General features: G+C 40.9%; 18 protein-coding genes and 1 pseudogene. 12 read left to right on the top strand and 7 right to left on the bottom strand.

Annotated elements, in window-relative coordinates; translation table 11 throughout:
• The first annotated feature begins 47 nt into the window (after positions 1-47).
• Together JCM19038_RS17320 and JCM19038_RS17325 are read left to right on the top strand one after the other, a co-directional pair.
• Entirely contained in the window at positions 48-575 is a 528-nt protein-coding gene (locus JCM19038_RS17320; RefSeq protein WP_152549499.1) for a DUF2243 domain-containing protein, read from the top strand.
• Positions 490-1,242 carry a cytochrome c oxidase assembly protein gene (locus tag JCM19038_RS17325; RefSeq protein WP_081831883.1) on the top strand — a complete coding sequence of 251 codons (753 nt, stop codon included), beginning with the start codon at positions 490-492 and terminating at the stop codon, positions 1,240-1,242. The genes JCM19038_RS17320 and JCM19038_RS17325 overlap by 86 nt, the downstream gene beginning before the upstream one ends.
• Positions 1,243-1,257: 15 nt before the next feature.
• Here JCM19038_RS17325 and JCM19038_RS17330 read toward each other — a convergent pair whose 3' ends face one another.
• On the bottom strand, positions 1,258-1,599 hold the full coding sequence (locus JCM19038_RS17330) for a hypothetical protein (RefSeq protein WP_152549500.1): 342 nt from the start codon (positions 1,597-1,599) through the stop codon (positions 1,258-1,260).
• A gap of 166 nt (positions 1,600-1,765) precedes the next feature.
• Positions 1,766-2,284: a hypothetical protein gene (locus tag JCM19038_RS17335; protein ID WP_052361903.1), complete on the bottom strand. Its 519-nt coding sequence runs from the start codon at positions 2,282-2,284 to the stop codon at positions 1,766-1,768.
• 84 nt (positions 2,285-2,368) lie between these two features.
• Between JCM19038_RS17335 and JCM19038_RS17340 the strand changes: the two genes are divergently transcribed.
• The 3 genes from JCM19038_RS17340 (at position 2,369) to JCM19038_RS17350 (ending at position 4,798) form a co-directional block, all read left to right on the top strand.
• Entirely contained in the window at positions 2,369-2,716 is a 348-nt protein-coding gene (locus tag JCM19038_RS17340; protein WP_042420466.1) for a hypothetical protein, read from the top strand.
• A gap of 112 nt (positions 2,717-2,828) precedes the next feature.
• On the top strand, positions 2,829-3,329 hold the full coding sequence (locus JCM19038_RS17345; protein WP_152549501.1) for a protein kinase family protein: 501 nt from the start codon (positions 2,829-2,831) through the stop codon (positions 3,327-3,329).
• A 113-nt stretch (positions 3,330-3,442) separates the two neighbouring features.
• Positions 3,443-4,798, top strand: a complete 1,356-nt coding sequence (locus JCM19038_RS17350; protein ID WP_042420468.1) for a serine hydrolase — start codon at positions 3,443-3,445, stop codon at positions 4,796-4,798.
• Positions 4,799-4,933: 135 nt separating this feature from the next.
• Here the strand turns inward: JCM19038_RS17350 and JCM19038_RS17355 are convergent, their stop codons facing one another.
• The 3 genes from JCM19038_RS17355 to JCM19038_RS17365 form a co-directional block, all read right to left on the bottom strand.
• Positions 4,934-6,499 carry an ABC transporter substrate-binding protein gene (locus JCM19038_RS17355; protein ID WP_042420469.1) on the bottom strand — a complete coding sequence of 522 codons (1,566 nt, stop codon included), beginning with the start codon at positions 6,497-6,499 and terminating at the stop codon, positions 4,934-4,936.
• 332 nt (positions 6,500-6,831) lie between these two features.
• Complete coding sequence (locus JCM19038_RS17360; protein WP_042420470.1) at positions 6,832-7,611, bottom strand: aminoglycoside nucleotidyltransferase ANT9; 780 nt, start codon at positions 7,609-7,611, stop codon at positions 6,832-6,834.
• A 127-nt stretch (positions 7,612-7,738) separates the two neighbouring features.
• Complete coding sequence (locus JCM19038_RS17365) at positions 7,739-9,067, bottom strand: asparaginase domain-containing protein (protein ID WP_081831884.1); 1,329 nt, start codon at positions 9,065-9,067, stop codon at positions 7,739-7,741.
• Between the two features lie 512 nt (positions 9,068-9,579).
• Between JCM19038_RS17365 and dapA the strand changes: the two genes are divergently transcribed.
• The 7 genes and pseudogenes from dapA to JCM19038_RS17400 all read left to right on the top strand — a co-directional run bounded on the left by dapA (position 9,580) and on the right by JCM19038_RS17400 (position 18,606).
• Entirely contained in the window at positions 9,580-10,455 is an 876-nt protein-coding gene (gene dapA / locus JCM19038_RS17370) for a 4-hydroxy-tetrahydrodipicolinate synthase (RefSeq protein ID WP_042420471.1), read from the top strand.
• A 17-nt stretch (positions 10,456-10,472) separates the two neighbouring features.
• Complete coding sequence (locus JCM19038_RS17375; RefSeq protein WP_042420472.1) at positions 10,473-11,636, top strand: iron-containing alcohol dehydrogenase; 1,164 nt, start codon at positions 10,473-10,475, stop codon at positions 11,634-11,636.
• Positions 11,637-11,650: 14 nt separating this feature from the next.
• Positions 11,651-13,381 carry a sigma-54-dependent Fis family transcriptional regulator gene (locus tag JCM19038_RS17380; RefSeq protein WP_042420474.1) on the top strand — a complete coding sequence of 577 codons (1,731 nt, stop codon included), beginning with the start codon at positions 11,651-11,653 and terminating at the stop codon, positions 13,379-13,381.
• Between the two features lie 18 nt (positions 13,382-13,399).
• Positions 13,400-14,671: a four-carbon acid sugar kinase family protein gene (locus JCM19038_RS17385; protein ID WP_042420476.1), complete on the top strand. Its 1,272-nt coding sequence runs from the start codon at positions 13,400-13,402 to the stop codon at positions 14,669-14,671.
• Positions 14,656-15,650: pseudogene (pdxA, locus tag JCM19038_RS17390) on the top strand (4-hydroxythreonine-4-phosphate dehydrogenase PdxA). The gene JCM19038_RS17385 and the pseudogene pdxA overlap by 16 nt, the downstream one beginning before the upstream one ends.
• 13 nt (positions 15,651-15,663) lie before the next feature.
• Positions 15,664-16,683 (top strand): TAXI family TRAP transporter solute-binding subunit, encoded by a 1,020-nt coding sequence (locus tag JCM19038_RS17395; RefSeq protein WP_052361905.1) that lies wholly within the window; start codon positions 15,664-15,666, stop codon positions 16,681-16,683.
• Positions 16,684-16,701: 18 nt separating this feature from the next.
• Positions 16,702-18,606, top strand: coding sequence for a TRAP transporter fused permease subunit (locus JCM19038_RS17400; protein ID WP_042420478.1), 1,905 nt, complete (start codon positions 16,702-16,704; stop codon positions 18,604-18,606).
• A gap of 627 nt (positions 18,607-19,233) precedes the next feature.
• Here the strand turns inward: JCM19038_RS17400 and JCM19038_RS17410 are convergent.
• Complete coding sequence (locus JCM19038_RS17410; RefSeq protein ID WP_307190060.1) at positions 19,234-19,911, bottom strand: MetQ/NlpA family ABC transporter substrate-binding protein; 678 nt, start codon at positions 19,909-19,911, stop codon at positions 19,234-19,236.
• Positions 19,887-20,048, bottom strand: coding sequence for a hypothetical protein (locus JCM19038_RS25165; RefSeq protein WP_307190058.1), 162 nt, complete (start codon positions 20,046-20,048; stop codon positions 19,887-19,889). Before JCM19038_RS25165 ends, JCM19038_RS17410 begins: the two co-directional genes overlap by 25 nt.
• Positions 20,049-20,051: the final 3 nt, after the last annotated feature.

Below are 20,051 nucleotides of genomic sequence, written 5' to 3' on the forward strand. Positions count from 1 at the left end.
CTTCCTATTACTAACAAAACCTAACTGCATTCGTAAATGGGAGGACTATGATGACTCAAACATCGGCTACTTATAATTTATGGTCCGGGCTGCTTTTTGGACTCGGTATGGTTGCATTTATTGACGAAGTCTTATTTCATCAACTGCTTCACTGGCATCACTTTTATGACAAGTCTACGACCGATGTTGGTCTCGTATCAGATGGGTTGTTTCATGCCTTTAGTTGGTTTTCAACGATCGCTTCGTTATTTATGCTCGCTGGTCTTAGAAAAAATCACAACTTTTGGCTAAAACGATGGTTAGGTGGCGTTTTTCTGGGCGCTGGCGTCTTTCAGCTCTATGATGGGGTTGTTCAGCATAAATTGATGAAAATTCATCAAATTCGTTACGTAGAAAATGTCGCTGTTTATGATTGGATCTGGGGAGTTGTTGCCGTTTCTATGATTATTCTAGGTAGCTTCCTCACACTACAAACACGAGAGGATCGATATGATGCTTTTGCTCGTAACGGTCGTCACGATCATGCTTTATTGTTGGTTTGGAATCCGCACAAGTCAATCCGCGAGGCTACGTAACTGGCCAATTTCCCGCTATGCCTTGTTTGCAGCTGGCATTTGCTCAATCTCTGTCGCTTTATCCTTTCACGCGCAAAGCCATCATAACTTTCAAGTTCACATGTTCGTTCATTTACTTCTCGGTATGCTTGCCCCACTACTCCTCGTCTTAAGTGCACCAATCACCTTACTGTTAAGAACCTTACCGGTTTCCTTTGCTCGATTCCTAACACGACTGTTGAGGCTACGTTTCGTCAGCTTTGTGACAAATCCTTTTGTTGCCATGCTATTGAACTTCGGAGGGCTTTGGATCTTGTATCAAACGATCCTGTTTGAATGGATGCACACGTTTAGAATTGTTAATGTAGCCGTACATGTCCACCTTTTTATTGCTGGCTTTGTTTTTACGTCTTCCATCCTTTATATTGATCCTGTCCCCCATCGCTTTTCCTTTCGCTTTCGGGCACTCGTTATGATCCTTGGTTTCACTTTGCACTCTATACTTTCAAAAATCATTTACTCAGCGTCACTTCCCGGTGTTCCAATAGCTGATGCAAAACAAGGTGCAGTTTTCATGTACTATGGAGGAGATCTCATTGATGCATGTCTGATCGGAGCGTTCTGTTTTCAATGGTACCGGAAATCGATGGTTCACGTGCCTTTAAACGAGTCGCTTAGCAATACGTAAGTTTGTTCAACAGAATTAGCCAAGAATGTAGATAAACAAACGTAAAACAATAATGATGACCGACCAGATGAGTATGAATTCAATGATTCTTCTTTTTCTTGTTTTTCTCGCTTTCTTCTCTATCCATCGGCGCTCCAACTCTATGTTTCTTTCTTCTGACCTAATCATCCAACCGAGCGTTGTTCCGATGTATGTGAATACGAAAAAGAATAGTAAATATCGTAAAGGAGGTAATTGAAAATAAATTAGAAAATAACCAATCGCGACAACAATGATAGTGGATAGAGGTATAGTTAGAAACGTACGTTTCTTCGATATTCTTCTTAACTCTTCGTAAGCGAGATCCACATTCATCAATTAGTTCACCCCTATACAACGATATTCTAAATTATCATTTCACTCTTAATTTATAGATATATTAAAGCATTTAGGAATACATAAATCGTCTAAGACAACTCCCACTTAATAATTAAATCTGTAGGCGTCTGTTTATAAAAATCCTGATATTCTTGAATGACTAGTGTTAATTGAGATAAGTCATCTGGTAAGGCCGGTGTAACAACATATTCGTAATGTCGGTGTCCTTGCGTTCCACCCCACCTTTTCTTCTAACGTTATAGCCCTTTCCGATGTCCAATTCCAAATGAGAAACTTTTGATGATATAAAGCCTCGCTCTTCATTACTCGTATCCCAATCCACTGTTAACTTAATCACACTCGCATTTGCATATTGAGCAACATACGTCGTTGAATACACATAATTATCTTTCTCGAACCACTTCAATAGCGGTAGATACTTTCTTAACTGTTGAGGCTCAATTTGAGGTCGGTACCTTTCTTCGTCCCATGCATCCTTAAACAACAATTCCAAAAAGCGTTGTGCTAAATTAAACTGGTTTGCCCAATCACGTACATCGCTCATTGGAGGGCATCCAGGATTGTTATTAGTCATCGCCTTACGCTGATGCAATAGGGCACAGATCTGTTCATCAATGTGATAGATTCGTTCATCGTAATAATTAACCGGTGGGTAATGGCTCATGTTTCCTCCTCCTTTATGATTAAACGAACTTTTTATAGATTATATTAAGATTTCATGAGTGATTGCGGTGACTCGTGTAAAGTTATGGAAAGCATTGCCTTGACGACAAAGCACCCTTATACTAATTTTAACATGAAACGCGTCATCCCAAAGGGGAGTAGCATAAAAGCAGCTGTCGTCATTACGGGAGAGATCCTCGGCACTGCTGGCAACGATGTTGTTGCTTGCGAGACCTTTGTCCATCCAACGGTGGGCAAAGGTCTCTTTTTGTATTCCTTTGCCGCCATTCGTAAAGGAGCCTGTTCAATGAGTAAGCTAATGAAGCTACTTAAGTCAAAAGCCGTTCGTCAAGGAATTAAAGAGGCACAAAAGCACGTCGTTCCCTTCGTAAAAAAGGAACTAGCAAAAAGAAAAGGAACGAAAAAAAGATAATGGGGTGCCTAGCTACAAATTATGAGCACTATGCGAACAACGAAAACCATCTTATGTCGTGACAAACGCCCATCCGGATCTATCAATATGCGGGATAGGCAGAAGTGCTGTCGTGTTTAAAATTAAAGAAGAGAAACGCGTAGTAAAAGTGTATTTTCCACCTTTTAAACATCTTGCAAAAAATGAACAGATCAATTACATGAAAGTCGAAGGAGACTCACGTTATCCTAAGCTCTATGAAGTTGGTCGTAACTACATTGTTCTCGATTTCATCGAGGGAAAAACATTTTTCCAGTGTTTACAGGAAGGAGTTCCTATTCTCCCTGAGCATGTGAAACAAGTCGACGATGCGCTACATTCTGCTCGTGAGCGTGGGCTTAATCCATCGGATATTCACTTACACAACCTGATTATTACAAAACATGGAGACGTCTGTATTATTGATATTGCACGCTTCTCTCAGTCTAAGCAATGTGAGCAGTGGAACGACCTAAAATCAGGCTATTACAAGCACTATCACAAAGCTTACTTTCCTTCTAAATTGCCAAAATGGCTCATGAACGTAGTGGCTGCGCTATATCGAACACGTAAAGGAACAAGCATTCACACTTAATGTGACAGTCCTAACAAATGCAATCTCTACAATGCGTTTTAAAACGACTATAAAAATATTTGAACCTTTTTCCAATTCAAAACGTATGAACAAGTAAAGGGAGGAATGATTACATGGAAATGAACGCATTTAAATCCTACGCCACACCATTCTTAGAGACATTCAAAACACCTGGAGCGATAGTTGCACTCTCGAACCCGAAGTATCAACAAAGCTTTGGCTACCGCAACGTAGAGGAACAACAGCCAATTGATGAAGATACGATCTTTGGCATCGGCAGCGTCACGAAAGTGATGACGTGCATGGCAATTATGAAGCTACAAGAAGAAGGAAAATTGTCTGTGCACGAAACAGTCAGTACTTATGTACCTGAGTTCTCCGCTTCTGAAGATGAACGCTCGAAAGACATGACGATTCATCATATGATGACGCACACTTCTGGACTTCCGCCACTCGATACGCTTTTTTATGCGAATAAGAAGAGCATTTCAAATGAAGAATTCAAAGCAATGAGCGATCATTTAGACGTAAATTCGCCGAGCATTGATACAGAGACCGAGTTTTTCTCGTATTTGCGATCGAAATCTTATCGTTTACTCGCTGATCCTGGTGAAGTCTTTAGTTATTCCAACGATGGATACTCTATTCTCGGATACATTATTGAACGAGTAAGTGGTCTCTCTTATGCAGACTATATGCAGCGTGTGATTTTTTCTCCAGCTAGTATGAAACGAACGTTCTTTTCTCCCAAGAAACTTGAAGACTATGAAAATGTTGCGATGTTATACACAATGGAACAAAAAGATAACGAAGCATTCACCGAAGCATCGCCTACTTGGTGGGATGCGCCAACCATGTGGTCAGCAGGGTATGTTAAATCAACCGCAAAAGATATGCTTTCATTCGGAAACCAATTAATTGAAAGCGAAGCTTCTATTCTTTCTACAGATAGTTTGAAGCAACTCACCACACAACACGTACAAATTGAACCTGATCTTTACTACGGTTATGGCATCATGATTCGTACTGACTTCTTCGGTCGACGCACACTTGAGCATGCCGGAGGTATTAAAGGGGTCTCTGCACAACTTACTGTGCTACCCGGTGAGAAAACTGCCGGAGTTTGTTTAACGAACATCGCCGGGGCGCCCGCCTCCTCTGTACTTGAAAGTGCTTTGAAAGTGACCCTTGGAGAGAACCCTGACACACCAACAGTCACTTATGAAGATGTAGAACTATCAAACGAAAGCAAACAATTTATGCTCGGTACCTATAAAGCAAACGAAGGACAATCATTAGAGATTGTTGAAAAAGACAATGCGATGTTCATCGTCGTAGAAGACCAAGAAGTGCCAGCACGAATGGTCGGCGAGCAACTGTTAGCCGTTCACATGTATGGGATGGAACATTTAGTTCAATGGAGCGGAGAGAATTTATTATTTGGATTTCGACAGCTTGAGAGAGTGTAAGGGGCCGCTGTTTACTTATTATATAGAGGAATCTAGTATAGATTGAGATGTATGTCTGGGTCTTTTCCTGTTTACACAATAAAAAGTGTGACCTTCAGTAACTGGAAGGTCACACGCTATAATTTAAGGCAACATTTAGTCGTTTACGGATACGTTCCACAAAATTGGCCCCGTAATATGCTGATACCCTTCAATTCCGTCTCTCATTGAAACAATATCAATTTTATTACCAGGCTTTAGCACTGGAAGATAATCCCAGAACACCTCATGAAACTCATCGGCGTATGCATGTGCATCTTCTGGCGTACCTGCATATAGAATATCATCGGTTAATTGTGATAGCTCTTCACTGTCTGTCCATCCGTGGTATCCTGAATTTAAATACAGATATTGAACTGGCATTGGTCGAAAGGCAAACGGCGAAAACGTAATATCCCAGACTTCTTGGTCATCACGCACATCGAGCACTGTGGCACGATCGCTCACTTGCAAGTTAACATTCATTCCGATCGCTTCCAATTGTTGTTGTAGAACGATCGTCATATTATACTCATCCGGAACTTCACGCGACGCGAGAATGACAATTTCTTCTCCGTCATACCCTGATTCCTCTAACAACTCTTCTGCGAGCTCCAAATCAAACGTAGCGTGTACATCACGACCAGCCTCAGAGTACCATCCTTCTTGTTCTTCTTGAACCAATGAATGGTCATTAATGTAGAATTCTTCACTGCCATAAGCGGCTAGTAACATATCTTCTGTATCCACTGCTGCATTAACCGCTTGACGAGCGGCTTGCTCTGTGAAGATGCCTTCTGCTTTATTGAATATAAGTGCTGGGTATGAACTCGAAATGAGTTCATTATGAAGATCTGGATTGCCTTCTAGCATTTCAGCATTATCCTGTGGAATAGCTGTCGCGATATCATATTCTCCGGATTGAATACCTGAAACACGAGTGGACGCATCGCCTACATGATGAAAATAGATGTCATCGACTTTAGGCTCTTTTGCTCCGGCTAAACCGTCTGCTGGTTCTTCCCGAGATTGATAATCTTCGAATTTCTTAAAGTGTATAAATTGATCTTGTCGCCACTCTTCCAACTGAAATGGGCCAGTCCCAATAAGTTCATCAACGAGGTTCGTTCCAGCATTAGTAATAACTTCTTCAGGCATAATTGCAGCAAACTGAGTCATGTCCGCAAAAACAAACATATCAATCGTCGTATACTCTTCAAGATGGGCAACAACCGTATAATCGTCGAGGGCTTCATACTCAGTCCCATCTAAATATTCTTGTGCTTGCGAAGAGTATTCATGCCACCTTTCCATCGAGGCAATTACATCCGTAGAAGTCATTTCATCTCCATTATGAAATTGGATCCCTTCACGGAGATAAAACGTAACGGTTTCTTCATCTTCATTCACTTCATAAGACTCAGCCAACATGGGTTCTACTTCTAGACTACTATTTAATGTTACGAGCGGTTCAAACATATGTTGAGAAATGTCCCGAGTGGATACGTCCGTTACGGAATGTGGGTCGAGACTTGGTGGTTGTACACCATAAGCAACGTTAAGTTCCCCACCCTCTTCAATTGCTCCTTCTGATACTTCCTCTGAATCGGTGTCTGACGCACATCCCATAAGTAATCCGAATAGCATTAATGTAACTACTGAGCTTCCTACATTCCTGATCATACACTTACCTCCCTTAATTTGAACTTGATTTGTTAATGAATCTTTTCCCGAATTATAATTCTAAATATTCTAAACTCTATATGTGTAAATTCACTTGTTGAACATGGAATCTCTAATCTTCAAATGCAGGGGATTTTCACTTTCGATCCATTCATAATATTCAATCTGCACTAGAATCTCATGATTATTCCTCTATAGTACCCTCTAGTCTATGTTATACACAATAAGAACTTATTACAATTAGTGATGAGCTCCATAAATCTAAGAATAAAAAGCTCGGTCATCAGGAGCGATAATTCGAACTTTTTTGCCTCATTTGATATACCAACAACCTAACGATAACCCTCAATAATCCTTACTAACTGATGAATAAGAGACTTCACCTCAGTTTGCTTATCGTCCCAGTGATCGTTCAGCTGATCAAGATAAGCTCGTCGAGCTAGATCAAGGATCGCTCCATGTTCTTTAGAAAGTCGCGGAATTGCCCATTGTGCAGCGATATCTTTTGATAAGATCGTACCGTCTTCAAGCGTTCGCCACATGCGCGCGAGTGTTAATAGCACATTCCGCTCATCACCTTCGGGTTTCTCTACCAACGATGGTAACGAATCAAGAATCGCTTTTTTTATATCTTCTTTAGGAATTGGCTCAAGAATGGTTGACAGTTCAGGGCCAAATAACGAAACACCATCCTCCCTTGCTTGTGCAAGTACGATTGCTAAATCGGGATCATACATCGGTTCAGGAATTAGACCAGCTTCAAACTCTTGACGAAGCCATTCACCGTACATAAATTCGCTTCTTGGTGGGTACTGAAATTGTGTACCTTGTGTTTTTTGAATCACGTTCAACTCAAGGTATCGTTTGCCTTCTTCGTTGCCAATCTCACCTGAAATTCGCACCAATTGCTCTGTCAGTACTTGGCGAGTCTTTTCAGAGAGTGCCTCGCGCACGACAACAAGAACATCAACGTCGCTATTCTTTCGTAACCCACCACTAGCTGCAGATCCATAAAGACTAACAGCAATGATTCCATGACCGATGACTTCTTTTACGACTGTGAAAGCATCATACGCTTCTTTAGGAATTTCTACGTTTGAGAACCTGCTCATGATCCGTAACACCTCAATAAATATCTAATTCATGCTAGCATCGCATCCATTGATATCAAAAGCAATAATCAAAGAAGCAGGCTCAGTTCAATATATTGAACTGAGCCTGCTTTACACTACGATTCACTTAACTCGCAGTTACTTCTGACTCTACGACTTTCCAAACGTCCCACTCACCCGATTCGCTAGGAATGTCATTAACTGTCCACCACTTCGCTTCGTACAACACACCTTCATACCATACGCGATCACCTGCAACATAAATGGCGTTGTTTTGCCATGTTGGATACTCATCATCATGGTCTACATTCGTTGCATTAAACTGCGGGTTTCCAATTGTATGGAACCATTCTGCAACTTGTTCAGTGTTGTCAGGTGCATACGTTAATCCTAGCGTCAGTAAAATTCTCGCTTTTTGAGGGATTAAATCGTTTGCCGCAATAATTTGATCACGACCACCATACACATTCCCAGCACCTGTTCGACTTGATGTTGCAAAGACAACATCGTGGTTCTCAATCGCATCGTTTTGTGCTGCACGTTGTGCTGAAGAAATTCCACCAGCACCTGTGCCTGCAGTAACAATTCCGTCTACACCCGCTTCAGCAAATGCTGTGATTGCTTCACCACCGGCATTTTGATACGTGTAGACAATTTCAGTTCTTGCCAAATCTTCAGCTTCCACTTCAGTCATATCAAATGGGGTCATCCATTCATCGAGGTCGCCACAAGACTGAACACGTGCTGGTGCACGGTCGGTTGAAATATTCATACCATCAATAAATCCGAGCGGGCCGTTGTTCGGAGATTCAAACGTATCCATTCGGTATGTATCAGCTTTCGTCACGTCTTTCGCCGCGTGAATTTCATCATTTAACATTAAAACTGTTCCAAAACAAAACGTTGATTGACTACCTGCCAGAAGAATTGAATTGTATAAGTTAGCAGGACCGTCAGCTCCAAGAACCATTTCCCCTTCAGAACTCCATGGACGCATCGCACCGGTCATGACGACAGGCTTCTGACTTTGTACAGTGAGATCAAGCCAATATGCAAATTCCTCCATCGTGTCTGTTCCACTCGTAACGACAACCCCATCAGCTTCTTCAAGTGCATCTTCTACGACTAATGTTAGTTCATGAAACTCTTCTAACGTATAACCGCCTGAACCGCTGTTCCCAAACTGTATGACATCAACATCAACGTGTTCACTAATCTCTGGTTGAATATACTCGAGCATCTCATCCATAGGAATTGAGCCAGCACGATAACTCGTGAAACTCGCACGAGAAGATGCTTCACCAGCAATCGTACCACCAGTAGCAACAATCGTTACTTTAGGCTTCTCATTACTGTCGGCTTGTGCGATTGAAGCCGAAATACCAACGATGCTTAGAATAGCAAATACAAGTGCACTAATCGCGAAATAAAACGAACGTTTCTGTTTTAGTATCATAATCTTCTCCCTTTCGATCGATTACGACACACTTTATAGAATATTACTATAATTTACAACATTTCGTGTGAGATAAGTTGACATTGTCCAAATCGTCATTAGCCACACTTTTGAGCCTTGTCCTAAATCTTATTCCTATCTACTATTACATATTTTACCTATTCAAAGTCCATTTACATCCCTATATACCTAATACTCAAGCAATACATCCAACCTTCTCGTTCGGCTAAATAGCTGTTTTATTAACAAATTCTGTAAATCAGTAGTGCTTTTCTTAACTTCTAGTTTTTAATATCGAGTGTTACTATTTGCTTCGCTTCAATCTATTCACTCTGTACCTAAAGTCCTCTCCTGCATTGAAGTGATTCAAAATGAAACGCTAACATGCAAATCACGCAATCATTTTTAGTTAAATCACTAAATACAACCTTTCTCTTTCAATCTCTAATTGCAAAATAAAACACTGTCCGTTAACGTAACTTGTAAGCGTTTTAATTGAAAGGAGTTTTTCGATGATTCACGGTATACTTACTGCACTAATGACACCAATGAACCACAATCAAACCATCGATCATGATCAAACACGTTCTCTCGTTCGTCATCTCGTTAATTCAGGTGTACACGGATTGTTCGCACTTGGGACAAATGGGGAATTCCATACGTTATCATCTTCAGAAAAAATTGCATTTACGAAAACAGTCGTTCACGAAGTTAATGGTCAAATCCCAGTGATTGTTGGAACTGGCGGTATAAGCACTGAAGCCACGATTGCATTTTCTAAGCAACTCGAAGAAGTTTTTATTGATGCTTTTTCTGTTATTACTCCTTACTTTGTAAAATTATCACAAGATGAATTGCAAGAACATTTCGAACGAATTGCTGATGCTGTGGATGTACCGATTATGCTTTACAACATTCCTGGATTAACTGGTAATCACCTTGAACCTGTAACGGTTCAAGCACTTTCAAAACACCCAAACATTATCGGTATTAAAGACAGCAGTGGCGATTTAGAAACCATAAAACAATACAAGGCACGGTGCGATGAAACGTTCTTACTATTATCTGGAAACGATTCACTGATTCTCGATACACTCTCAATTGGTGGTCATGGTGGTATTGCTGCTACGTCTAACCTTTTTCCTGAACTTGTCGTCTCGATCTATCAACACTATCAGAACGGGAACATTGAAGGAGCAAACAAAGCACAAGAACAATTAGGACCTATTCGTCACATGATGCAAAAAGCAAGCATTCCTTCTGTTAATAAGAAAGCGATGGAGTTATTAGGTTTACCAATCGGTCCACCACGCCTTCCTACAAAAGAAATTTCACCAGCTTTGGTTACTGAATTGCAAGATATGCTTAAACAGCATTACAACTATTAAGCGAGGGGATACTTCTCATGCAAACACAGTATCAATTTCAAACAGCAGATAAAATAATCGCCGGTGCTTATCGTTTTGAACAATTAGCCGTTGAACTACAAAAAACGATCCATGCACATCGGGTGCTCATTGTTACACAACCATCAATGGTAAACAAATCACAATTTGAAACCATGAAACACAATTTATCTGATAACCAAATAGAATTTGATTTCACCGTAAGTATTCAGCCAGAACCTACGATTGCAAATATCGAAAACACGTTTGAAGAAACGGTACGTGGCAAAAATTGGGATGCAATCATTGGAATCGGTGGTGGCAGTGTTCTCGATGCAGTAAAAATACTTGCTGTCTTGAATGACGAATCGCAATCAATTGAGGAAATGCTTGAAAACGGTGTTCAATCCAAAGGTTTACCGACAATCTTGATCCCAACAACCTCTGGGACTGGCTCAGAAGTGACACCAAATGCCATTGTCACCATCCCAGATCAACAATTAAAAGTTGGAATTGTTAGCCCGTACTTCTTACCTGAACTTGTTATTATTGATCCAGTTTTAACCTTGACACTGCCTAAAGAAATAACCGCAGCTACTGGGATGGATGCGTTTACCCATGCATTAGAATCGTACATCTCAATAAAAGCAAATCCGATTAGTGATATGTTCGCATTGGAGGCTATACGTCGCATTTCTAAAAGCATTGTACCCACGTATCTTGATGGATCATCACTTGAAGATCGTGAAAATCTTTTGATTGGATCTATGTACGGTGGCATGGCATTAACAAGTGCTGGAACTGCCGCGGTTCATGCACTTGCTTATCCATTAGGAGGCACGTTCCACATTACCCATGGAGTGGCCAATTCAATGCTTCTCCCCCATGTTATGGATGTAAACCAAGAAGCGATAACAACAAAGCTTGTTAACGTAGCAGAAGCGATGAATCTTCCTAAACTTCAAAACGATGAAGCAACAGCTTCGTCCGTTGTGGAAGAGATCAAACGCTTAACAAACAAACTTCATATCCCACAAGATTTGCAATCATTTGGTGTGAAAGAACAGGATATTAAAGCACTAGCAGAAGCAGCATTTAACGTAAAACGCTTACTCAACAACAACCCAAAACCATTAAACATTCCAGAAATCGAAAACATTTATCGTAAACTCATTGAAGTGTAAGGAGGAAGATGACCATGAAGATCATGGGCATTGCCCCTTATCCAGGGCTTAAAGAAGTCATGTGGAAAGTAGCCGCTGAAGAACCGCATATTCAATTCGACGTTCAACAAGGGGATTTAGTAGAAGGACTTGAGCTTGCGAAGTTGGCTGAAGCCAACGGATACGATGCGATTGTTAGCCGTGGTGGTACTGCGACACTCATCGAACAACAAGTGACTATTCCAGTCATAGATATTCAAGTATCTGCTTATGACATTATTCGTAGCATGAAGTTAATGGAAGAGTTTTCAGAAGGTGTTGCGATTGTCGGATTCAAAAACATCACGCAAGGTGCAACCGTTATCTCAGAGATTATGAATCGTCACTATGATGTTCATACGATTTACGATGAGTCTTCTGCTTTAGAACAACTTCAAAGGTTGCAACCAAGCTTTAATGTCATCATCGGAGATGCCATTACCGTACGCACAGCTCATCACCTTGGTCTGAACGGCGTTCTCATTACTTCCGGGTTTGAAGCTGTGAATGAAGCCGTGCAAACAGCCAAAAAGATGACCTCTTTCAAACAGACATTACTGGAAGATGTCCGGCTGTTGCAAGAACATGTCAATCGATCTTGCGATCATGCATTTATCATCGATCAGTTTGGCAACGTCAAAACTTCTACAATTCAACAACCCATTAAACTTAAAAAAAATGATTCAATTGCTTCTTTATATCCTGATTTCTACAAACTTGCGATTGAACAACATCCAGGCACCTTCCACTATGAAATTCATGGCGAAACCATGAGCTTCCAACGCGTTCCTTTTACGAAGGGGTCTCAATCGTATTTTTGGATTTCGCACATCCAGAGTAATTTGGATTTGCTGGATAAAGAACAAGGAATCAGTATCACACGCACGAGAAAAACGGACGTTGCTTCATTCTCAAAAATGATTGCTTCTGACCAATCATTGATTCAAAAAACAATTGCACGTGCAAAACAATGCAGTGTAAATCCTAAACCTATTTGGATTATCGGTAAGCCTGGAACTGGGAAATCAATGTTTGCTCGCGCAATCCACGACACTCACGCACATGGAAACGAGAGCATTTATATGACCATGGACTGTCGTTGGTTCATCGGTTCGTTTGCGAAAACAATACCCCATCTTAAATTTGGAACCATTCATATAAAAAATATTGATTATATCACTGAACAAGATGGTACGACACTTTGTCGAGTTCTAGAATCGGCAGAGCAACAGTGCAAGATCATTGCTACTAGTTCTACTGAGAACATTAAAAGCATCTACCTGAAACGCTGGTTACAAAAACAAACGCTTCATCTTCCAACAATGATTGAACGTAAAGAAGATGTGTCGAGCATTAGCAAACTGTTTGTAGCGCATTTTAATTTCAAACATGGAAAACAAATTTCAGGCTTTCAACCAGAAGCTCTTGACGTTTTAACGACAACCGATCTTCCAAGGAATTTCAATCAATTGGAAGAAGTGATTGAATACGCAGTAATGAATACCGAATCTTCGTATATTACATCTACTGCTATACGGGATGGTATTGAACAAACGACATCTCCACCGTATGAAAATAGCATTATGTTAGAAAACAACCTTTCACTTGATGAAATGGAAAAGATCATCATTGAAAGTACACTGCAACACTATGAAATGAATCAATCAAAAGCGGCAGAGCAGCTTGGGATTAGTCGTTCAACATTATGGAGGAAACTCAAACCTTAACTATGTGGAGAGATCATTATGAAAAGACCTCATGAACTCGTTATTATTGCCGATGATTTAACTGGCGCGAATGATAGCGGTATACAACTTGCCAAAAAAGGAAGGTGTGCAAAAGTCTTTTTTAACGCTGAAGATGCCATTGAACATGGAGAGGATGTCACAATCCTTGATACAGACTCTAGAGCACTCTCTCCCTCCATCGCCTACCATTGCATCGCATCGTTAATTAATGAATTAAAAGAAATCGCCCCCACTCCCCACTTTTACAAAAAAATTGATTCAACCTTAAGGGGGAATTTAGGGGCAGAGATTAATGCATTATACGATTCTGGCTCGTTTGATGTTGTAATTATTGCACCAGCCTTTCCAAAAGCTGGACGAACAACAAAAGATGGCTTTCATTACGTTCATGATCAATTGCTTCATTATACAGAAGTACGTACCGATCCAAAAACACCCGTTTTCGAGTCACATATACCAACTTTATTAACAGAACAATTAAATCAAGCAGTCAATCATATTCGCCCTTCACTATACGAGAATCCATTGCAATGGGAAGAAGAAGTTGAACGTCTCCTAACTACATCACCTTTTGTTGTGTGTGATGCAACTAGCGACGAAGACCTTCAAAAAATCGCAATGCTTCACTCTACCCTACCGTATCGTACACTTTGGGTAGGTTCAGCAGGGCTAATTGAAATGCTCTATGATTATCTTTTTACACCACTTGAGATAACAAAAGCAGAAAGCAAATCACTGCCACAAGAGGGTCAAACACTACTCGTTTCAGGTAGTGCTAGCGGAAGAACTGCTACACAAATTGAACATCTCAAGCAAGACTGTGACATCGAAACGCTTTCTATTAATATGACAGAAATCACCACGAAACCTGCTTTTATAAGTGAGTATATAAGAACATTAGAATACATGTTATCTCAAAGACGAGATGTGTTACTCACTGTAGACAAAGTACCAGAACACTCTCAAGAAGATATCAGCTACGTTATTGTACACACACTCGCAGCCATTACGGCACAAGGTGTAGGCTCTGGGCAAGTAAGTAACTTAATCTTAACAGGCGGAGATACCGCTAAAGCAATTGTATCTAAGCTTGGTGTAAAAGGAATAACGTTGGTTAAAGAAATCGAAGACGGAATTCCTCTTGGGAAATTGATCGGTGAAACGAAGTGCACGATCATTACAAAAGCCGGTGCATATGGTAATGAACGATCACTTGTACATGCATACAATCACGTGAAAAGTAGGGATGCAAAATGGGCAAACCAATAATCGGCATTACGATGGGCGACGCTGCAGGCGTCGGCCCTGAAATCATCGTAAACGCATTACAACGACCTGAAATCTTGGAACACTGTCTACCTGTTGTAATCGGCGACTTAAAAGCTATTGAAAGAGCATGAAAAACATAGGTGCTCCATTACAGTTTCAACGTTACCATTCTAGTATCCAGGATACAAAAGATGGAATCCCTATTCTCGATCTGAATCTACTACCAGACGAATGGTCACTCGGTAAAGTATCAGCTACATGCGGAAACGCAGCTTATCACTATGTGGAAAAAGCAGTACAGTTAGCTCTTAATGGTGACATTGATGCCATTTGCACAGCTCCGCTTAACAAAGAAGCCCTCCATCTTGGTGGGCATGTATATCCTGGTCATACAGAAATTATAGCCACTTTAACAGACACCGATGACTTTTCTATGATGCTAAGTTCTCCTAAATTAAACGTCATGCATGTGACTACGCACATGGGGCTGATCGATGCCATTCAACGCATTACACCTGAACGTGTTCTGACGACCATTGAACTTGCACATCAAACACTAAAAGCAATGGATATCTCCTCTCCAAGGATTGGCGTATGTGGTATTAATCCTCACGCTGGAGAAAATGGATTGTTTGGGTACGGCGAAGAAGAAGAAAAGATTGAACCTGCCATAAAGAAAGCCAAAGCTGTTGGCATTAATGCTGTTGGTCCACTACCTGCTGACACATTGTTTTATTTAGCGCAACGTGGTGATTATGATGCTGTTATTGCGATGTATCACGATCAAGGTCACGCACCAATTAAAGTGCTTGGAATCGACGATGGCGTCAACATCACGATCGGTTTACCGATTATTCGAACGAGCGTTGACCACGGAACAGCATTTGACATTGCGGGCAAAAACCTCGCAGATGAGCAAAGCATGGTACAAGCACTCCTCACCGCGATTACCCTTGCTAATACTAAATCTCATAAATGAGAGGTGTAAAAACATGAAGTCTCGAATTGTTTCTTTTCTATTGATTAGTATCGTCTTGATCATTGCTGGCTGTTCAAATGAGAGTAATGCGAACGAATCAGGAAATCAATATGTATTCTCTACTCAAGGTTTGGGAACTTCGTTTAATACGATGACGAATGCATTTACCAAAATCTATGATGAGAAATTTGATGACGGAACTGAAATTCATTCACAGACGACGTCACCTGGTGGAATTGCTGCCTCGTACATTATTGAACAACAAACTGCAGACATTACGATCGGTAATGCTGCTCCTGCAATCTGGGCCTATGAAGACGGCATCCTCGACCGACCACCCGTTCAAGACGTCCGCTCCGTCGGAGGTGGTTTAGACGCTCCGGTTGCGATCGTTGTATTTACAGAGAATTTCGTTAACAGAACCGGATATACGACACTAGAAGAGGTCATTGATGACGAATACCCCGTACGAATTGCCTCTAAAGATACCGGTTCATTCGGTGAAGTAACTCAAAATGTTATTCTTTCTGAACTTGGTGCAACATACGATGACATTCGTTCATGGGGCGGAAACGTAACACTCACTGACTCAAGCAATGTCATTGACATGTTACGGGATAACCGAGCCGATATTACCATTGATCACACGAATTTAAATCAAGCCAATTATGTAGAATTGTCGCTCACTACAGGCTTGCATTTTGCACAACTAAGTGAATCATTACAAGACCGATTATTTGAACAAGGTTATGCTAGACAAACGATCCCAGCTGGAAGCTTTAATGGCGTCGTTTCAGATGATATGGAGACCGTCGGTTCACCGACAACCCTTCTCGTTCATCAATCCATGCCTGACGATCATGCCTATATCTTGGCAAAAGAAATGGCAGAGAATAAAGAAGCACTTGTGAGCAGCTTTTCAGCGTTTCAAGACTTTGAACCAGAGAATGCTTGTGAGCCAACGAGAGCTGGTGCACCGCTTCATCCTGGGGCTGAGCAATACTATAAAGAATCTGGTTGTTTAGAATCATAATTCGAGGGGGGTATAGGTATGGCATTTCCGCTAAGACGCACACTAATCATCATCGTTTCCGTGTCATTCTTACTGTTTCAATTGTACTTGGCATTTATTCAACCACTTCCGCCACTTTTGCAAAACCCGATTCATCTAATACTTGCATTGGCGGTCGCCATTCTTTGGTTTCCATTATTTAAGCCGAAAGAAGGACAACCCGAAAACGAACGACATCGGCGACTCGGTGTCATCATTGATGGCGTTATTCTCGTAACGCTGTTATTTATGGTAGGTTATTTCTTTTCGCAAGCTGATCGATTAATGAACCGTATTCAATTTCTAGATAGCCTACTATGGTTGGATTACTTTATTTTATTCGCAACAATGCTAATCCTATTAGAAACCGTACGTCGAACCATAGGTTGGAATTTATTAATTTTCATTTTACTTTTTATTGCGTACTTATGGGTCGGGGGCTTCCTTCCTTCTATCTTTAGTCATGCAGGCACAAACCTAAATCATTTTACTGATCTAATGATTATGGGAGCAGACGGTATATTCGGCGCACCGCTAAACGCTTCAGCAGGCTTTTTGTATTACTTTATCCTTTTTGGAACCCTCTTTGCTGTTTGTGGAGGTGGAAATGTGCTTATTAACCTCGGTATGAAAATAGGAAACAATAGTAGCGGTGGCCCTGCCAAAGCATCTATCGCGAGTAGCGCACTTCTTGGTACGGTAAACGGCAGCGCGGTTGCCAATGTTACTTCAACAGGAGTCATGACGATTCCACTTATGAAACGAGCGGGTTATAAACCAGAAGAAGCAGCTGCAATTGAAGCTTCTGCATCCACAAGCGGGCAAATCTTACCACCAATCATGGGTGTCGGGGCGTTTATCATGGCTGACATGATCGGTGTTCCATACAGCGAGATTGCAATTGCTGCAATCATACCCGCTGCCGCATACTTACTTTCTCTGTTCATTCTAGTAGACTTTATATCTAGGAAAAATAAGATTACGCAACTTTCTAAAGAGATTGTTATTGACACAGATCCAATCTTAAAACGTCTTTATCTGTTGGCACCGATGTTACTCGTGATTTATAACATCCTTAGCGGGACGTCGCTTATGTACGCCGCATTATCAGGCATTGCAGCGATTTTACTTATCAATCTCTTTCGATTTAAGTCCCGTATTCGTCTCAAAGAATTATTTGAAACCTTTTTAGAAGGAACGAAACAAGTCGCTCAAATTGCTATTCCTACAGCCGCTTGTGGAATTATTATTGGGGTAGTAATTATGTCAGGACTTTCTTCAAGTGCAGGAGATATGATCGCTGATCTTGGCTCAGGGGGACTATACTTACCATTACTCATAACTGGTATTGGTTGTATACTCATTGGTCTTGCCTTACCAACTGTCGCAGCTTATCTAGCATCGTTCATCTTATTCGTGCCGGTTCTAACAGAACTCGGAATCGCACCATTACCAGCAAACATGTTCGTTTTTTATTTTTCAATCATTGCACAAATTACACCACCTGTTTGCTTAGCCTCATTTGCAGCTGCAGGAATTGCTAAAGCACCGGCTTGGAAAACGGGACTGCTTGCTTTCCGTTATGCCCTCGTTGGATTTTTGGTTCCATTTGTATTTGTCTTTAAGCCAGAATTGCTATTAATTGGAACTCCTTGGCAGACCATACAAGCGGCTATCATTCTATTAATTGGAACGGTATTCTTAGTCGCTACAGTCTCCGGTTACATGATTCGACCATTGTATGGAGTATTCGAGAGAGGATTCATGTTACTATGCGCCATTCTCGTCATTCTCCCAGATCTCACTACATCCATTACGGGTATTGTTCTTGGAATACTTGCAATCGCTTACTTTATGAAAACCAAAGATAAAAATCGTGGAGCAGGAAGTTTAGTAGAAGCTTAAATCTCAATTGATAAAAAGTCCAATGAACCAGGAATTTGTTCATTGGACTTTTTTATTGGAACGATTGTAGAACACTTATTATAGTTAAAAAAACGTTTCTAAATCAATGAACGAATAGGTTACCCATCAGTACATTCATGATGCAACGATGCAATCACTGTTGGTTGAATCATAAGTAATATAGAGAGTGGTAATGTCATGATTTGTTATAGCACTTAACTATTTTTACGAGTTACGTCTTTGATCAGGCGACTAACAATAACAAGTTTATTCAGACTACGATAGGGGTAATTGCTATCCTAAGCACTTCTTTGGAGTGATAGTTTCTATGATTGTTGCTGCTTGGTCGAGCTTCGCCTTTGCTTTTATCATGTTCTCTAATGTTATTGTGCACTCCTTACTAAAAGGGACAATTGAAAAGTACAGACTACGTGTTATATCTAGTGTCATTGTTGCACCCGCAGTCTTTTTGTACTGGGGAATGGTTTCAACGAGTTCATCACTCTTTTTTTCTTTCTATATGCCTCTCCTCTTAACAATTACTTCTATTGTAATGACCATTTATAACATCTACAAAATGAAAAAGGTCGAACGAGCTTAACCTCGTTCGACTTTTTTCTTGCTTTGTTACTCCATCCACTCTGGTTTTCCAAAACCTTCGAATTCTTCATCAATCGTTTCTTCAAATTGTTCGGATTGAATGACTTCAACGATATCATTCGCTAATGTACTTTCTTCATCCTCTGCCCGAACAGCAACAACGTTTCGATACTGATCTGGCATGTTCTCTAACTCTAGTGCCTCTAAAAGATCTAGATTGGCACTTAATGCAAAGTTTCCTGGCACAGCTGTAATTTCTGAACTTCCTACTTGTCTAGGCAACTGCGCGGCCTCAAGTTCCACAAATTGCAAATCTAACGGATTATCTGTTATATCTCGAGCCGATGCTGTTAGTTCATCAATGCCGTCTTCGAAACCGATAAGACCAGCTTCTTCTAGAATCATAAATGCTCTTGCCGCATTGGTTGGATCGTTCGGGATGGCAATTTCATCACCACTCTCAATGTCTTCAATCGTTTCATATTCCTCAGAATACAATCCCATCGGCGCAGTTGGCACCGCAATGAGTCCCACGAGATCTAAGTTGTTTTGCTCCGTGAAATTCTCTAAATACACGGTGTGTTGGAAAAGGTTCGCGTCAATTTCTTCGTTGGCTAGCGCATTGTTCGGGTATACATAATCGGAAAACTCTTGGATATCAACACTATAGCCTTTCTCTTCTAACCCAGGGACGATGCTGATGATAGCATGTCGCTATATGGTCCTGCTGTTGCACCAATCGTAATGTTTTGTTGATCATCTGTATTGCCTGCTTCATCTTCTCCACTACAAGCCGTTATGAGGAGCAGACCTCCTAGTAGAATGCTTACCTGTTTTTTCATTTG

The organism is Geomicrobium sp. JCM 19038 (genome assembly GCF_000698125.1).
Lineage (GTDB): Bacteria > Bacillota > Bacilli > Bacillales > Marinococcaceae > Geomicrobium_A.

Bases quoted from the DNA above. Each gene is read 5' to 3' on its own strand.
- JCM19038_RS17365 (WP_081831884.1), bottom strand. From the start codon at position 9,067: ATGATACTAAAACAGAAACGTTCGTTTTATTTCGCGATTAGTGCACTT.
- JCM19038_RS17340 (WP_042420466.1), top strand. From the start codon at position 2,369: ATGGAAAGCATTGCCTTGACGACAAAGCACCCTTATACTAATTTTAAC.
- JCM19038_RS17385 (WP_042420476.1), top strand. From the start codon at position 13,400: ATGAAAAGACCTCATGAACTCGTTATTATTGCCGATGATTTAACTGGC.
- JCM19038_RS17335 (WP_052361903.1), bottom strand. From the start codon at position 2,284: ATGAGCCATTACCCACCGGTTAATTATTACGATGAACGAATCTATCAC.
- JCM19038_RS17350 (WP_042420468.1), top strand. From the start codon at position 3,443: ATGGAAATGAACGCATTTAAATCCTACGCCACACCATTCTTAGAGACA.
- JCM19038_RS17400 (WP_042420478.1), top strand. From the start codon at position 16,702: ATGGCATTTCCGCTAAGACGCACACTAATCATCATCGTTTCCGTGTCA.
- JCM19038_RS17375 (WP_042420472.1), top strand. From the start codon at position 10,473: ATGCAAACACAGTATCAATTTCAAACAGCAGATAAAATAATCGCCGGT.
- JCM19038_RS17395 (WP_052361905.1), top strand. From the start codon at position 15,664: ATGAAGTCTCGAATTGTTTCTTTTCTATTGATTAGTATCGTCTTGATC.
- dapA (WP_042420471.1), top strand. From the start codon at position 9,580: ATGATTCACGGTATACTTACTGCACTAATGACACCAATGAACCACAAT.
- JCM19038_RS17320 (WP_152549499.1), top strand. From the start codon at position 48: ATGATGACTCAAACATCGGCTACTTATAATTTATGGTCCGGGCTGCTT.
- JCM19038_RS17380 (WP_042420474.1), top strand. From the start codon at position 11,651: ATGAAGATCATGGGCATTGCCCCTTATCCAGGGCTTAAAGAAGTCATG.
- JCM19038_RS17360 (WP_042420470.1), bottom strand. From the start codon at position 7,611: ATGAGCAGGTTCTCAAACGTAGAAATTCCTAAAGAAGCGTATGATGCT.
- JCM19038_RS25165 (WP_307190058.1), bottom strand. From the start codon at position 20,048: ATGAAAAAACAGGTAAGCATTCTACTAGGAGGTCTGCTCCTCATAACG.
- JCM19038_RS17325 (WP_081831883.1), top strand. From the start codon at position 490: ATGATGCTTTTGCTCGTAACGGTCGTCACGATCATGCTTTATTGTTGG.
- JCM19038_RS17355 (WP_042420469.1), bottom strand. From the start codon at position 6,499: ATGATCAGGAATGTAGGAAGCTCAGTAGTTACATTAATGCTATTCGGA.